Raw genomic sequence first — 13,994 nt, forward strand, 5'->3', positions numbered from 1 at the left:
TTTCCTTAGCCTGTAATGAAGGCTGGCCAGACGGGAAACTGCAGCTTGAGCAATATGACAAAGGCAACGTAGCTGCCGACGGCCAGCACTGTGGCCAGGATGAAGGTGTTTTTGACTTTCCAGCCCGGCTCGGCCATGCTGGAAATAAAGGTCAAGGCATAAATGGCGACGATCATGCCCATGGCGGGCAATTTGATGCTGGGCAAGCCACCCAGCAAAACGCCAAACACAAGATTGGCCAGAATGATGTAGACCAGTGGCTTCCATGCCCACTTGCCGATCTTGTCGCCGCCTTCCGTTTCAACCACAAGGGCCTTGAAAGTGATGCCGGCACCGAGGATGGCCATCAAAATACCCAGCATGAGCGGGAAATAGCCAGGACCCATGCGGGCACCCTCGCCGACGTTGTAGGTCGTAGCGCCCCATGCGAACGCCACACCGACGCCCATAAACATGAGGCCTGAAAAAAAGTCTTTTTGACTCTTGATATTCACGGCTTGTCTCCAGTAGAAAAATTGAACTTCGCGATTGTGCATTCATTCATGCCGATTCAGCATGTGGCTTTCACCTATAGAGCCCCTCATTTCCCCTGTGAAACGCTTTAAACACCGGGCCTTCAGTCATATGCACACATATGGCCCACAAAGGTCAGGATCCGGTCAGGTAAAACTCAGGGTTTATAGGGATACGAAGCCCAAAAAAGCACTGCAGGCAAATTGCGGAAGCGCTTTGCACCAGAGCAGTGCAAAAAAAGATTTGTGAAATTGCCAGGCCAGGAGCCTGTTTACGACATCGACGGCGTGGCCGCCAGGATTTCTTCAATTGTTGTCAGCCCTTCGGCTACCTTGAGGGCGCCCGCCAGCCGCAGGGGGCGCATGCCCTCCACAACTGACTGGCGGCGCAGCGCATCGATGTTCGGCTCTTTGGAAACCTTTTCCTTGAAGGCTTCAGTCACCGTCAGCAACTCGTACAGGCCCATACGGCCCCTGAAGCCGGTCAGGCGGCAGTCCACACACCCGACCGGTTTGTAAGGACGGTAACCTCCGCTGATTTGCCAGGGTTTGACGAGTTCTGCCAGGGCTTCCCGCGAGGCGCTATCGTCTTTTTCGCGGCAATTGCTGCACAGGGTGCGCACCAGCCGCTGCGCCAGAACGCCGAGCAGCGTGGCATTGATCAGGTAAGGCGGCACGCCCAGCTCCATCAGGCGCGATACCGCGGACGGCGCATCGTTGGTGTGCAGGGTGCTGAACACCAGGTGGCCCGTCAGCGCCGCCTGCACCGCCATCTCGGCGGTTTGCAGATCGCGGATCTCGCCAACCATGATGATGTCCGGGTCCTGCCGCATCAAAGCGCGCAAGCCTTCCGGGAAATCAAAATCAAGATGCGGCTGTACCTGAGTCTGGTTGAACGAGGGCTCAATCATCTCGATCGGGTCTTCCACCGTGCTGACGTTGACCTCCTCGGTCGCAAGGCGCTTGAGCGTTGAATACAGCGTGGTGGTCTTGCCGGAGCCGGTCGGCCCGGTCACCAGGATGATCCCGTAAGGCCGTTTGACCAGTTGCTCCCAGCGCGTCGCGTCGTGTTCGGAGAACCCCAGCCCATCCAGGTCCTTGACCGTGGTGTCCGGGTCAAAAATCCGCATCACCATTTTTTCGCCAAAGGCGGTGGGCAGGGTTGACAGCCGCATTTCAATTTCATCGCCGCGCGGATTGCGGGTCTTGATGCGCCCATCCTGCGGACGGCGTTTTTCAACCACATCCATGCGACCCAGCAGCTTGATGCGTGCCGTCATGGCGTTGTGCACACCCATAGGTAGTTGGTAAACCAGGTGCAGCACGCCGTCAATGCGAAACCGTATCACGCCCTGCTCGCGCCGCGGCTCCAGGTGGATGTCGCTGGCGCGCTGGTCGAAGGCGTATTGCCACAACCAGTCCACAACCTGCACCACACCCTGGTCGTTGGCGTCGAGCTGCTTGTTGGTTTTGTTGAGTTCTACCAGTTGCTCAAAACTGGCGGTCCCTGAATTGCCGCCTGCCTTGAGTGCGGCCTTGACGGACTTGGCCAGCGCAAAAAACTCGGCTGTGTATTTGGTGATCTCCAGCGGGTTTGCCACCACCAGGCGCACGCTGCGCCTGGCCTGGCGCTCTACCTCGGAGACCCAGTCGGTGATGAAGGGCTCGGACGTGGCCACCACGACCTCAGTGCTGGTGACCTGCACCGGCAGCACCTTGTGCCGCTCCGCGTAAATGGCGGACATGGTGTCGGCCACCTTGCCTACCTCAACCTTGAGCGGGTCTATGCGCAGGTAGTTCAGCCCGGCGCGGCCAGCCAGCCATTGGGCCATGGTTTCAATATCGAGCGGCTTGCCGTCCGACACCCGCGCCATGCTGACGCTGGCCAGCCTGACAAGAGGCGGCTGGGCACTTTGCACCTGCGAGCAGCGTGCAATGGTGCGCTGGGCTTCGGCTGCGCTGATGACGCCGTCCTCGCTCAACCATTCAACCAGCTTGCGCCAGTCCAGCGGGCCGATGTGCGGCACTTTGGCTACCGGTTTGCGCGCTGAAGCGGGGGGATTGGGGGGCATCACTGCACTCATTGCTTCACTTTAACGTATCCACAGCATGTTTAACGCTTGGAACAGGCTTCTCAGACCACAGGTTTGAACAGCCGCAGCCATTTTTTGGCGGGTAAACCTGCACGCGACTCGATTTCGCCGGCCCGCAACAACAGGTCCGCCCGGTCCGGACGCGTGGGTTCACGCTGGGCCAGCACCACGGTGTTGCCTTCCCGCGTGGGCCTGAAGGCCCAAACTGCCTGCGGACCAAAAGCCTCCGCGATTTTTTCAAGCGACTGCTGGTAGCTCGAATCCCGGCCAAAAAGATTGACCGTCATCACGCCGTCTTCGGTCAACAACTCATGGCACTGGGCGTAAAAGTCAGCACTGTCCAGCACAGGCGCCGCCGCTTCATGGTCATACAAGTCAACATGCAGCAGATCGACCGTGCCGTGATGCTGCGGTTTCTGTATTTCTACAGAAGCATCGGCCTCGATCACATGCAGGCGCAAATCGTCGCGCGGCAGCTTGAACCAGACCCGGCAGGCCGTGACGACCTGCGGATTGATCTCGACCGCCGTTGTTTTCATGCGCAGTTTCTTGTAGCAAAACTTGGTGAGAGCCGCCGAACCCAGACCGAGTTGCATGGCGTGCTTTCTGTACACATCCGCTGGCGCCATGAACAGCAGCCCGGCCATCATGCGCTGCACGTACTCCAGTTCGATGTCATAGGGCTCGTCTATCAACATCGACCCTTGCACCCATTCCGTTCCCAGATGCAGGTAACGCACATCGCCACTATCGGAAAAATTGACTTCCGGCAAATCCGGCATCGTTCGCGGCGTTTCTTTTCTCGACATTCCATTGACCTGTTGGTGCGTGTCCTGACGCCGCCTGGACAGATATACGCGGCCAGCGAGACACAAAAAGGCGGGATCGCCCGGCCCCTCAGAGCCAGGGACCAGCGCCCAAACAGTTCAGATTGTCACTCCAGTCGGCCCTGCCGGCGAAAACCGGCTCCCGGCGTCCCGGATACCCCAGAACAACTCGACCAGCGCCGGGTTGTTCAGCAGGGGCTCACCGCGCAGGATCAGCCAGTAGCCAACACCGTCCACCCAAAAGGGCACAAACGACACCTCGGGCAGCAGCATTTCCGGGTCCGAATGAAAAGCGACATAACGCCCGGCACCGGCCCAGCCGCGCCGCAACTGGCGCTGCGCAAAACCGGAAAAATCGGCGGCAGCCGCGCTCAAGACCTCGGCCTCATTCTGGGCCATGCCGGACCGTCCCAGGCAAAAGCCGGTCTCCGAGGCAAGCACGGCACACCGTTCGCCAGAAAGAGACGCAATCACATGCTGGACAAAATCATCAAGCCGCACATCCGGCCCCTCAATGCAGCGAGGCAGACATTCAATCCAGCCTTGCTCCTGCGCCTGGGCCAATAAGTCCTGCCGGCCGGAACCTTCGATCAGCCAGGCCTCACTGGCCAGCGCCCGCTTGCCGCCCAGCAGCGCCTGAAGCGCACGCGCGGGCTCATCGGGCCGGGCCTGGGCGAAGGCCTGCAATGCGCCTGCCGGCGTCAGCATCAGCCACTGCGGTTCTGCCGCGCGCCGTGTCACAGGCCCTGGCCCGCCCACGCCGGATTGATCGTCAATGGCGCATCAGGCTCCAATAAGGCACCGGCAAACGGGTCAATACTGAACAGCAGGCACTTCACCAGCATGGCCACATCCGGCCGGCTTCGGGCATCGGCATCCATGACGCAGGGCGGAATGCGCTGGCGATGCATCTCCTCTATCAGCAACTGGCGCACCGCCGGATCGCCCTTGTCCGTGTGGGTCACCCCCACCACGACGGCCGTGCGGTCTATCAATGCCCGGAAAGCATCCAGGTACTGGCGCAAGTCACCCACCGGCTCGGCGCCCGCCGCGCTTACAAGTACCACCAGACCGAGCGCATGCTGCGTGAGTATGTCCCACATGAAGTCAAAGCGCTTTTGCCCCGGCGCGCCGTACAGGCGCACCTGGTCGCCGTTGTCCAGCTTCATGAGCCCGTAATCCATGGCGACGGTGGTGGTGGACTTGAGTTGACGAACTACATCCGACGCCCTGGCCTCAGTGCTCACGACCTCTATATCCGACAGGGACTGGATCGCCGTGGTCTTGCCTGCACCTACCGGGCCGGCAAAAACAATCTTGTATTGCGTATGCATGGGAAAAATCAAAAGAGCTTGTTCAGCATGGACCGGAAAAAACTGCCTGGCGTTCTCACATGCTGCGGTGCCGGCCGGCACTGGTGCTGCCTGCCGACCGCGGGCTCCAGCAGGCGCAGGCGCCCCAGGCCGGAGACTGCAGACAGCAGGAAAAAGCGTGCAATCGCAGCCGGGTCCCGGTCCGGGAACACCGCACACAGGCCTGACAGCGTTTGCGGCAGGCGCACACAGATTGCGGCAAGCTGCAGGTCGAAATGGCTGGCGGCGGAAACCCGGGTGAAACCTGGCATGCTTCGCAGCTTGAGCTCCGCGTCCCGCACTGCCGGCAACGCCTGCTGCCCGATGGACGCCCCGGCCAGTTCCCATAAAAAGGTATCCAGGTTTTCACGTACAGGCAAAGCTGCAACCCGGCAGCCAGACTCGCGCACACGCATGCTGGCAACCGGCACGCCCTGGAGCGCCAGGCGCGCCAGCACGCCCGGCCCAGCATTGTGCGCAACCCAGCCCTGGGCCGGATGCAGGGCGATAGCCTGATGTACGCTCAATTGCAACTCGCAAGACGTACCAAGCGCCAGCAGGTCCATCAGCTTGCAAAGGAGCAGGTGTTGCCGCAAGCCCGGAAACATGGTCTGCGCGGCCCGCAGGTCGCCAAACAGAAATGCAGGCGCCGGTGATGACTCGGTGCCGGCCTGCCACACGCTGGTTTGCGCGATGTTCAGTTTGTTCCCAGGAGCAGGCTGGACACCATCAGACACAAAACCAGCCAGCGCCGCCCGCATGTGTTCCTGGCCATAAGGCTTGGGCAGACAGGCAATCTGTTGTTTGCTGCGTCCTGACATGACATGTGTCTTGTCTTGCCAGGAGCTGTTGTTGGCCGTGCTCAGCAACAAGGCGTTTTGGCCACCCAGCATGACGAGCAGATCGGCTTCGGCCTTGACCGACCATTGCGCCAGCCCCATACCAGCAAGGTCAACGATGCAAACTGTGGTGGCCGGCAAAGCCGGCGCCGGGCTGGAAACAACGCTGCTGGTCCAGCCCTTCATGCCCACACCTATAAAAATCTTCAGGGCGGCCGCTTCGCGCGCGGGCAGGCCCATAAAAACCGCGTTCATGGACAGGCTGCCTGACGCTGCAAGGCCCTTTCGACCGCCCCCCAGCCGGCGGGAAAACCAAGGTTTCGCCTGAGCAATTCACGCCGCAGCAGCATGAACGCCAGACGGTCCTGGCAGCTCAGGCAATGCTGCAGGAACAGCTCCTGACCGTCCGTATCCTGCGCCTGGAAAGCGGCCAGGGCTTGCCGGGCAATGGCCCGGGAATCATCGGCGCTACAGCGCCGCGAACGGGTTGATATATCGGCGGAGGGACGCGCAAACATGCTCCATCGGTTGGCCAGCGGCGTGATGCACGGCAGGACCGGCGCAGCAACCCAGGCTTCAAAGCTGCGCGCCATGCGCTCACCCAGACGCGGCGCAGCCAGTTGCAGGGCCGCACGCTTCAGTGAAACCGCCGCCGCATCAAAGCAGGCAAACAGGTCGGCCAGCGCACCCTGCACCGGCTCCACGCCCTCAAGCTGCATCGCGGCATGGACACGCGCCAGATGCATGCCCTGATCCTGACGTCGCCTTGCCAATGCACGGGACAGCCTGCGGACCTCCATCCTCGCCGAACAGGGTATTGCTGCCATGGCTCAGTCGAGCAGCGTATCCATGAGGTCGATCATGAATTCGGCGTCCTCCTGCGAGAAGGGCTCGAATCCTTCGGACATTCCCAAAGCCTCGAGCACGGACCGGCCGGCCTCATCGGCATGCAGTTGCAGCAAGGCAGAACTGATGGCCGGCAGGCTGGTGCCTATGCCCGGATGCGCGAGGAGCACATGGCTGATATCGTGAATCGCACTTTCCACCAACGGGCGTATCTGGCTGCGTGTCATCCGCGACAGCGAGGCAAACGCATCCGCCAGGAAAAAAGCGGCATCCACCTCCCCCTTGATGGCCATGCGGGCGGCCGCCTGGTAGCTGTCCACCAGTACCCATTCAACGTCGGCTTCGCCAATATCGGCCGGCTCCAGCAGGCGCAGGCCGATCAGCCTGATGTCCTTGTTGTCCGTCAGGGCGATGCGGCAACCCGGCCTGAGGTCTTCCACACTTTGTGCCTGCGACCCGGTGGAACAGGCGATCACCATTTCATCGTAGCGCAGCTTCGGCCGGGCGAACGGGATATAGCCCAGCGTGCGCACCATGTGCGTTGCGTCAAAGGGATTGGCGTACACCACCTCCGCCAGGCCTTCGGAAAGAATGGCAGCGTGTTCTGCTGCACTGGCAGGCGTCAACAGGTGCAACTGGACGCCCGACCGTTTTTGCAGTGCGGTATTGAGCATGTGCCAGCTGGCAAAGCGTTCCGGCGCAAAGTCGGGCGCAACCAGAAAGTTGTGGGTCATGACGTCGAAGCCTCCTGTTGTAGCCACTGCCGGTAAAGCGCCTCTGACTCGGCGACACGCCGGCGCGAGGGCTTGCGGCGCACCGCGGTATAACCGGTAGTCACGCCGCCGCGCACATTGGGAACCACCGTGGCGTAAACCCAATAGTGGGAGCCGTCCTTGCGCAGGTTCTTGACGTGCCCATGCCATTTTTCGCCGCGCCTGACGGTATCCCACAGGTCCAGGAATGCCGCTTTGGGCATGTCGGGGTGCCTCAGGATATGTTGGGGCGCGCCTATCAGGTCCTCTCGCTCGTAGCCGCTCATTTCAACAAAGGCGTCGTTGGCATGCGTGATGATGCCTTGCAGGTCGGTCCTGGAGACGATCAGGCGCCCCTCCGGAAACGGCACTTCGGTCGCGGTGCAATAAACCGTGCGCGCCGTGCCATCGCTGTAAACAAGCCTGGCCTCGCGGGCATCCGGGGCCGAAATGGCCATCATGTCGGGAAGTCCCATGCCGCCCTCCTCAAATCATTTGCGAGAGCGTCTCGGCTGCCCGCTTGATATCCAGAAAAATCAGGCCCAGCTTGGCATTGGGCTTGGCCAGCACCGTCAGCACAGCCTCGGGGCCGGCCGAACTCATGATGACGTAACCACGTTCGCCCTGAATCAGTACCCGGCCCAGAGCGCCCCTGGCAAGTTCGCGCGCCGTGCGGTCACCCAGGGCCAGCAGGGCCGCCGACATGGCGCCTATGCGGTCCTCGTCCATGCCGTGTGGAAGGGCCGATGCGATCATCAAGCCATCCGTTGAAATCAGCGCCGAGGCCTCTATGTCGGCCGTTGAGCCATTGAGTTCCCCTAGCGCCTGCTGAAACATCTCCGTGCGCAATTGCATTCCTTGGTTGGTTTTAACAGTGCATCAGCACGGCGTCATCCGCGTGATGTCTACCCAGCCAATTGGACAATATGAGGAGAAGTTACATTTTGATCCAGGTCAACAGATGAAAAGGCAGCGCCAGAATGCGCCGGACAGAATCAGGGCCGGCAGGTCAGCCAGAGCTTGCGTCCAGCGCCCCGCCTGCGGCAGGCTCCTGAACCAGGCCATTCCGCTCGAACACCTCACGCCAGGCCGCGAGCTTTCGCTCAAAACTCCAGGATGCATTGGCCGGACTGGTGGACGGCAGCTTGTAAACCGGCAAACCCAGCAGCATCGTGTGTTTCGCATGCCTGAAACTCTCGCCGCCGTTATGTGCAATCGCCTGCAAGCCGGGACACAACTCTTTCAGCAGCGAAAAGTCATTCAGCACGGCATTGCGGATATTGCTGTCCAGGCTGCCCTCACGCTCGCAAGCGGCATACACGTCCCACACACCCAGCTGTTTTGACAGCAGCCATTCGCTACGATTTTGATAGCTGGTCGCGCGCATATCCAGGTGGCCAGAAGGCCAAATCGCTTGCAAAATCCGCCAAAAATGGTTTTGCGGGTGGCCGTAGTACTGCTGCGCCTTCAGCGATGCCACGCCCGGGAAGCTGCCCAGTATCAGCAACTTTGTCCGGCTGGAAACCAGCGGTGGCAAGGCCGTCAAGGGACTGGTCATGGCACGAGGTTTCGCAGCTTGGGCAGGGCCTGCAGTGCATTCGCTGTGGTCGCAGCGGCCAATGCCTCTAGCGGCATGCCCCGCAAATCGGCGACCTGTTGGGCAATGCGCGGCAACTCACCCGGTTCGTTGCGACCCTGGGCCTGGCCCTGCGCACGCTGCGCCGCTGTTGTGTAAAGCCACTGTGGCGGAATATCCGGCGCGTCGGTTTCCATCACCAGTGCGTCCAGCGGCAGTTCAGCGGCAAGACGCCTGAGCTGCAGGGCCGGCTCATAGGTCACGGCTCCGCCAAAACCCAGCTTGAAACCCAGCTTCGTGAACTCCATGGCCTGCTGGCTGCTGCCGTTAAAGGCATGGGCGATGCCGCGCCAGCCGCCTTCCGGCTGCTGGTCGCGCAGGTGCTTGAGCAACTTGTCGGCCGAGCGCCGCACATGCAGGATGACCGGCAAGCCGTGTTTGCGCGCCAGCTTCAGCTGTTCCCGGTAAAAAAACTCCTGCCGTTCGCGCATGGGGCTTTGCGTGAGGGCGGGCACAAAATAATCCAGCCCGATTTCACCGACTGCCACCAGCCGGGGATCCGCCCTTCCACGCGCCAGCGCAGCGTCCAGCGCCTGCAGGTCGCCGTCCTGCGCCTGGGGAACATACAGGGGGTGAATGCCCAGCGCGTAGCTGTAGGAAAACTCATGGGCCAGGGAACGTACGGCCGCAAAATTGGCCAGCCCGACAGCGGGCAGCACGCAGTGGACAACACCACTATCGGCAGCGCGCAAGCGCACAGCCCCCACATCGGCGGAAAACTCCCCCGCATCAAGGTGGCAGTGCGTATCAATCCAGAAAGTCATAAGAAAAAGTTGGAAGGTGCGGCATGACAGTCAGACATGGTGACACAGAACCCGGGTGAAACCGCCAGCAGCCTTTCAAGTCACCCGGCGCAAGCACGCAGCCCCTAGCAGGGATGGAAAAATCGTGATACGGTGCTTGCGTCAGACCGGTAATTCTCTCCGGTTTTGAACACTAACCCCATAGGTGAACGGATGCGAAGGCCTGCACTTTACAGTAGCTCCAGCCGCCCTGCTGCGGACAACACCGCTGGCGCAGCCAGCCACGCTGGTGAGGTTCCGGACAATGGCGCTGCAGTGCCGGCCGGCCCTGGCGCAACCCGCTTTTCCCGGCTGAAAACGCATTTTCTACAGCACCACATCGCCCTGCTCTGGCTCATGGTGGGCATTCTGGCTTTATTGCTGGCCCTCAGCTTTTTAATGTCACCTCGGCCGGGCACCCGCAAGCTGACACAGGAAGACATCAATGCGGCAGTACTTAAGACGCTGGAAAACACCACGCTGCCATCGGCTGCGGCCAAGGCCTACGACATCATCAGCCCGTCGGTGGTGCGTGTGGTCGGCATCGGCAAGGACAAAAACGGCAAGGAAGGCGAGCGCAGCGTGGGCACAGGTGTGGTCATTGTCGACAAGGGCATCATCCTGACCAACCTGCATGTGGTGCAGGGCGCGGAAAGCATCAAGGTCACGTTTGCCGACGGTCTGGAAAGCACGGCCTCCATTACCGGCGTGCAGGCCGAAAACGACCTGGCCGTGCTGCAGGCACACAAAATTCCCGACGACATGATTGCCGCCACCATGCGCTCCACGGCCGACCTGCGGCCGGGCGACCAGGTCATGGCGGTCGGTTTTCCGTTCGGCATTGGCCCCTCGGCTTCTGCCGGAATTGTTTCAGGACTTAAACGCAATTTCCGCTCGCCTGAAGGCAAGCAGGAAATGACCAACCTGATCCAGTTTGACGCCGCAGCCAACCCCGGCAACTCGGGCGGCCCGCTGGTCACCATGGAGGGCGAAGTGGTTGGCATTGTCACCGCCATCTACAACCCCAACCAGCAGCGCACCTTTGTCGGCATTGGTTTTGCCGTACCCATAGAAAACGCAGCCTCCGCGGCCGGCATGCCGCCGTTCTGATCCCCGCTCCGGACTGCACCCTCTTTCTGAAAACCCCTTGAAAGAACTCCATGGAATCATTGAGCCCCGATCAGTCATCTGCGCACCAGGACACAGCCCAGCTGATGGAGCAAATCCTCTACGAAGTCAAACGTGTGGTGGTCGGGCAGGACCGCTTCCTGGAGCGGGTCATGGTTGCCATCCTCGCGCAGGGCCATTTGCTGGTCGAGGGCGTGCCCGGCCTTGCCAAAACACTGACGGTCAAGACGCTGGCCAGCACCGTGCGCGGCGAGTTCAAACGCATCCAGTTCACACCTGACCTGGTGCCGGCAGACCTGGTCGGCACGCGCATCTACAACCAGAAAACCGGCGAGTTCAGCACCTCCCTTGGACCGGTGTTTACCAACCTGCTGCTGGCCGACGAAATCAACCGCGCGCCGGCCAAGGTGCAAAGCGCGCTGCTCGAAGTCATGCAGGAGCGCCAGGTCACCATTGCCGGCGTGACACACAAGGTGCCTTCGCCCTTCCTGGTCATGGCCACGCAAAACCCGATCGAGACCGAAGGCACCTACCCGCTGCCCGAGGCGCAGGTGGACCGTTTCATGATGAAGGTGCTGGTCGACTACCCGACTGACGAAGAAGAGTTTGTCATCGTGCAGCGCGTGACCGGCCCTTCAGTAGACGTGTCCGCCGTCGCCACCACGGAGCAACTGGCCGCACTGCAGGCCGAGTGCCGGCGCATTTACGTGGACCCCTCGCTGGTGCAGTACGCAGTGCGGCTGGTGTCGGCCACCCGCAATCCTGAAAAACACGGACTCAAGGACCTGGCGCGTTTCATCACCTTCGGCGCCAGCCCGCGTGCCACCATCAACCTGACAGAAGGCGCTCGCGCCCTGGCCATGCTGCGCGGCCGCAGCTACGCCTTGCCGGAAGACATGACAGACCTGGTGCCCGATGTGCTGCGCCACCGGCTGGTGCTGTCGTACGAAGCCCTGTCGGAAGGTTTGTCTGCGGATGCCGTGGTCGGCAAGATCATGGCAAAAATCCCGCGCCCGGCCAAGCCGCTGGCCCATGAAAAACTCGCAGCCTGAAACCATGGCCCCCACGCTTTTCACTTCGTGTAATACGCTGCGCCCCCAGGGGGCCGCTGCGCCTGCGGCCCGGCAAAGCCGGTTCCGCGGCCCCGGCCTGGATAAAGAGCTCTCAGCGCTGCGACGGTCAGGAGCATGCCTATGAGCGGCTCCTCATCCAACGCAGAGCAACTGCTGCGGCATCTCGAATGGACGGTGTTGCGCCGCCTGGATGGCCTGCTGCAGGGCGACTACCGTACCTTGCTGCGTGGTGCAGGCATGGACCTGGCCGACCTGCGTGAATACCAGCACCATGACGACGTGCGCCACATCGACTGGAACGTCACGGCCAGGCTGTCGCAGCCGCATGTGCGCGTCTTCACGGAAGACCGTGAAATGAGCGCGTGGTTTCTGCTGGACCTCAGCCCCTCCATGGACTTCGGCTCGGGTGAGCAGCGCAAACGGCAGGTTTCGGCTGGATTTGTAGCCGTGCTGGCCCGCATGCTGACCCGCCACGGCAACCGGGTGGGGGCCATGCTTTATGGCTCCGGTGTCGACACCGTGATACCCGCGCGCGGCGGCAGGCAGCATGTCCTGCAGCTGCTGCACACCCTGCAAACACGGCCTGAAGCCGCCGAAGCCGATGTGTCCGGCCCCACGCGCCTGCACGAACTGCTCGAATCCGCAGCCAACCTGGTACGCCGCCGCTCCACCATTTTTGTGCTGTCCGACTTCATCAGCGAAACCGGCTGGGAAAGGCCCCTGGGCCTGCTGGCCCGGCGCCATGAGGTTGTTGCCGTGCGCCTGCTTGATCCACTGGAGCTGCAGTTGCCCGATCTGGGCCTGATCCCTATCCGTGATGCCGAGACCGGCGAGCAGTTGCTGGTGGACACGCACGATGCCGGTTTCCGCAAGCGCTTTGCACGCATCGCCGCCCAGCGCGAAGCCGACCTGCGGCAGTCGCTGGTGCGCGCTGGCGTGGATGCCCTGGAGCTGTCCACCGACGGCGACCTGGTGGACGCCCTGATGCGGTTTACCGAGCTGCGCAAGCGCCGCAGCCGTTTGGCTGATGGCGGATCGGCCGGCAAGTTGCCCACACACCTGCAGCAGGCCGCCTAGAACATCCAGCGCTTAAAGGAATATCGATGAACTTCCTCTGGCCCCAATTTCTCTGGCTGCTGCTGGTGTTGCCGCTGCTGGTGCTGCTTTATGTCTGGCTGTTGCGCCGCAAGAAAAAAGTGGCCCTGCGCTACGCCAGCCTGTCCATAGTCCGCGAGGCCATGGGCAAGGGCCAAAGCGTTCGCAGGCATATCCCGCCCCTGCTGTTTTTATTGTCGCTGGCCGCCATGCTGCTGGCGGCATCACGCCCGCTTGCCGTCGTCAGCCTGCCCTCCGACCAGCAGACCATCATGCTGGCCATGGACGTGTCGGGCAGCATGCGCGCCACAGATGTATTGCCAAGCCGGCTGGTCGCTTCGCAAAACGCCGCCAAGGCTTTCCTGGCCGAGCTGCCGCGCCATGTACGTGTGGGCATCGTCGCCTTTGCCGGCACTGCGGCCGTGGTGCAGTCCCCAACGCTTAGCCGCGAAGACCTTGTCACCGCCATCGACAAGTTCCAGCTCCAGCGCGGCACCGCCATCGGCAACGGTATCGTGGTGTCGCTGGCCGAGATATTCCCCGATGCCGGCATTGACCTGGCCTCCATGCAATACGGCCGGGATCGCCAGCGCGGCGTGGCGATTGACCAGCCAGTCAAGGATGAGAAAGACAAAAAGCCCTTCGTCCCTGTCGCCCCGGGCTCCTACACATCCGCCGCCATTATTTTGCTGACCGACGGCCAGCGCACCACCGGCGTGGATTCACTGGATGCTGCCAAGGCCGCCGCCGACCGGGGCGTGCGCATCTACACCGTGGGCATTGGCACGGTGGATGGTGAAACCATTGGTTTTGAGGGCTGGTCCATGCGCGTCAAGCTCGATGAGGAAACCCTCAAGGGCATTGCCAAAAACACCCAGGCCGAATACTTTTATGCGGGCACCGCGGCTGACCTGAAAAAGGTTTACGAAACCCTGAGCTCGCGCCTGACGATTGTGAAAAAGGAAACCGAAATTTCAGGCATCCTGGCCCTGGTTGCCGCCGCGCTGGCACTGCTGTCAGCCGGCCTGTCGCTGGCCTGGTTTAACCGGATTCTTTGAG

At 61.6% G+C, this 13,994-nt stretch carries 16 protein-coding genes; 4 read left to right on the forward strand and 12 right to left on the reverse strand.

Annotation, left to right across the window (positions count from 1 at the left end; all coding sequences use genetic code 11):
- Positions 1–5: 5 nt before the first annotated feature.
- The 12 genes from ACFQND_RS25775 to ACFQND_RS25830 all read right to left on the reverse strand — a co-directional run bounded on the left by ACFQND_RS25775 (position 6) and on the right by ACFQND_RS25830 (position 9,621).
- A complete protein-coding gene (locus ACFQND_RS25775) occupies positions 6–494 on the reverse strand; it encodes a tripartite tricarboxylate transporter TctB family protein (RefSeq protein ID WP_371435145.1) in 489 nt (162 codons plus the stop codon).
- A gap of 290 nt (positions 495–784) precedes the next feature.
- Positions 785–2,596, reverse strand: a complete 1,812-nt coding sequence (locus ACFQND_RS25780) for a GspE/PulE family protein (RefSeq protein WP_371435146.1) — start codon at positions 2,594–2,596, stop codon at positions 785–787.
- Positions 2,597–2,646: 50 nt separating this feature from the next.
- A complete protein-coding gene (locus ACFQND_RS25785; protein WP_371435147.1) occupies positions 2,647–3,414 on the reverse strand; it encodes a spermidine synthase in 768 nt (255 codons plus the stop codon).
- 117 nt (positions 3,415–3,531) lie between these two features.
- Positions 3,532–4,140 carry a hypothetical protein gene (locus tag ACFQND_RS25790; protein WP_371435148.1) on the reverse strand — a complete coding sequence of 203 codons (609 nt, stop codon included), beginning with the start codon at positions 4,138–4,140 and terminating at the stop codon, positions 3,532–3,534.
- A 29-nt stretch (positions 4,141–4,169) separates the two neighbouring features.
- Complete coding sequence (locus tag ACFQND_RS25795) at positions 4,170–4,766, reverse strand: GTP-binding protein (RefSeq protein ID WP_371435149.1); 597 nt, start codon at positions 4,764–4,766, stop codon at positions 4,170–4,172.
- Between the two features lie 8 nt (positions 4,767–4,774).
- A complete protein-coding gene (locus tag ACFQND_RS25800) occupies positions 4,775–5,878 on the reverse strand; it encodes a hypothetical protein (protein WP_371435150.1) in 1,104 nt (367 codons plus the stop codon).
- The gene (locus ACFQND_RS25805; RefSeq protein ID WP_371435151.1) at positions 5,875–6,369 is read right to left on the reverse strand and encodes a hypothetical protein; all 495 of its coding nucleotides are present in this window, start codon (positions 6,367–6,369) and stop codon (positions 5,875–5,877) included. Before ACFQND_RS25805 ends, ACFQND_RS25800 begins: the two co-directional genes overlap by 4 nt.
- A gap of 84 nt (positions 6,370–6,453) precedes the next feature.
- Positions 6,454–7,203: a PhnD/SsuA/transferrin family substrate-binding protein gene (locus tag ACFQND_RS25810; protein WP_371435152.1), complete on the reverse strand. Its 750-nt coding sequence runs from the start codon at positions 7,201–7,203 to the stop codon at positions 6,454–6,456.
- On the reverse strand, positions 7,200–7,697 hold the full coding sequence (locus ACFQND_RS25815; RefSeq protein WP_371435153.1) for a PAS domain-containing protein: 498 nt from the start codon (positions 7,695–7,697) through the stop codon (positions 7,200–7,202). Before ACFQND_RS25815 ends, ACFQND_RS25810 begins: the two co-directional genes overlap by 4 nt.
- A 10-nt stretch (positions 7,698–7,707) precedes the next feature.
- On the reverse strand, positions 7,708–8,076 hold the full coding sequence (locus ACFQND_RS25820; protein ID WP_377415059.1) for a roadblock/LC7 domain-containing protein: 369 nt from the start codon (positions 8,074–8,076) through the stop codon (positions 7,708–7,710).
- A gap of 154 nt (positions 8,077–8,230) precedes the next feature.
- Positions 8,231–8,779 (reverse strand): DNA-deoxyinosine glycosylase, encoded by a 549-nt coding sequence (locus ACFQND_RS25825; RefSeq protein WP_377415062.1) that lies wholly within the window; start codon positions 8,777–8,779, stop codon positions 8,231–8,233.
- Positions 8,776–9,621, reverse strand: coding sequence for a TatD family hydrolase (locus tag ACFQND_RS25830; RefSeq protein WP_377415065.1), 846 nt, complete (start codon positions 9,619–9,621; stop codon positions 8,776–8,778). Before ACFQND_RS25830 ends, ACFQND_RS25825 begins: the two co-directional genes overlap by 4 nt.
- A gap of 192 nt (positions 9,622–9,813) precedes the next feature.
- Between ACFQND_RS25830 and ACFQND_RS25835 the strand changes: the two genes are divergently transcribed.
- The 4 genes from ACFQND_RS25835 (at position 9,814) to ACFQND_RS25850 (ending at position 13,993) form a co-directional block, all read left to right on the forward strand.
- Positions 9,814–10,749 carry a S1C family serine protease gene (locus ACFQND_RS25835; protein WP_377415068.1) on the forward strand — a complete coding sequence of 312 codons (936 nt, stop codon included), beginning with the start codon at positions 9,814–9,816 and terminating at the stop codon, positions 10,747–10,749.
- 50 nt (positions 10,750–10,799) lie between these two features.
- Positions 10,800–11,819, forward strand: coding sequence for an AAA family ATPase (locus tag ACFQND_RS25840; RefSeq protein ID WP_377415071.1), 1,020 nt, complete (start codon positions 10,800–10,802; stop codon positions 11,817–11,819).
- A gap of 141 nt (positions 11,820–11,960) precedes the next feature.
- Complete coding sequence (locus ACFQND_RS25845) at positions 11,961–12,917, forward strand: DUF58 domain-containing protein (protein WP_377415074.1); 957 nt, start codon at positions 11,961–11,963, stop codon at positions 12,915–12,917.
- A gap of 26 nt (positions 12,918–12,943) precedes the next feature.
- Positions 12,944–13,993 (forward strand): VWA domain-containing protein, encoded by a 1,050-nt coding sequence (locus ACFQND_RS25850; protein WP_377415077.1) that lies wholly within the window; start codon positions 12,944–12,946, stop codon positions 13,991–13,993.
- Position 13,994 lies beyond the last annotated feature (1 nt).

Source organism: Polaromonas aquatica, assembly GCF_042659145.1.
Lineage (GTDB): Bacteria > Pseudomonadota > Gammaproteobacteria > Burkholderiales > Burkholderiaceae_C > Polaromonas > Polaromonas aquatica.

Coding starts and splice junctions, on each gene's coding strand:
- ACFQND_RS25780 (WP_371435146.1), bottom strand. CDS start 2,596: ATGAGTGCAGTGATGCCCCCCAATCCCCCCGCTTCAGCGCGCAAACCG.
- ACFQND_RS25785 (WP_371435147.1), bottom strand. CDS start 3,414: ATGTCGAGAAAAGAAACGCCGCGAACGATGCCGGATTTGCCGGAAGTC.
- ACFQND_RS25790 (WP_371435148.1), bottom strand. CDS start 4,140: ATGCTGACGCCGGCAGGCGCATTGCAGGCCTTCGCCCAGGCCCGGCCC.
- ACFQND_RS25795 (WP_371435149.1), bottom strand. CDS start 4,766: ATGCATACGCAATACAAGATTGTTTTTGCCGGCCCGGTAGGTGCAGGC.
- ACFQND_RS25800 (WP_371435150.1), bottom strand. CDS start 5,878: ATGAACGCGGTTTTTATGGGCCTGCCCGCGCGCGAAGCGGCCGCCCTG.
- ACFQND_RS25805 (WP_371435151.1), bottom strand. CDS start 6,369: ATGCATCTGGCGCGTGTCCATGCCGCGATGCAGCTTGAGGGCGTGGAG.
- ACFQND_RS25810 (WP_371435152.1), bottom strand. CDS start 7,203: ATGACCCACAACTTTCTGGTTGCGCCCGACTTTGCGCCGGAACGCTTT.
- ACFQND_RS25815 (WP_371435153.1), bottom strand. CDS start 7,697: ATGGGACTTCCCGACATGATGGCCATTTCGGCCCCGGATGCCCGCGAG.
- ACFQND_RS25820 (WP_377415059.1), bottom strand. CDS start 8,076: ATGCAATTGCGCACGGAGATGTTTCAGCAGGCGCTAGGGGAACTCAAT.
- ACFQND_RS25825 (WP_377415062.1), bottom strand. CDS start 8,779: ATGACCAGTCCCTTGACGGCCTTGCCACCGCTGGTTTCCAGCCGGACA.
- ACFQND_RS25830 (WP_377415065.1), bottom strand. CDS start 9,621: ATGACTTTCTGGATTGATACGCACTGCCACCTTGATGCGGGGGAGTTT.
- ACFQND_RS25835 (WP_377415068.1), top strand. CDS start 9,814: ATGCGAAGGCCTGCACTTTACAGTAGCTCCAGCCGCCCTGCTGCGGAC.
- ACFQND_RS25840 (WP_377415071.1), top strand. CDS start 10,800: ATGGAATCATTGAGCCCCGATCAGTCATCTGCGCACCAGGACACAGCC.
- ACFQND_RS25845 (WP_377415074.1), top strand. CDS start 11,961: ATGAGCGGCTCCTCATCCAACGCAGAGCAACTGCTGCGGCATCTCGAA.
- ACFQND_RS25850 (WP_377415077.1), top strand. CDS start 12,944: ATGAACTTCCTCTGGCCCCAATTTCTCTGGCTGCTGCTGGTGTTGCCG.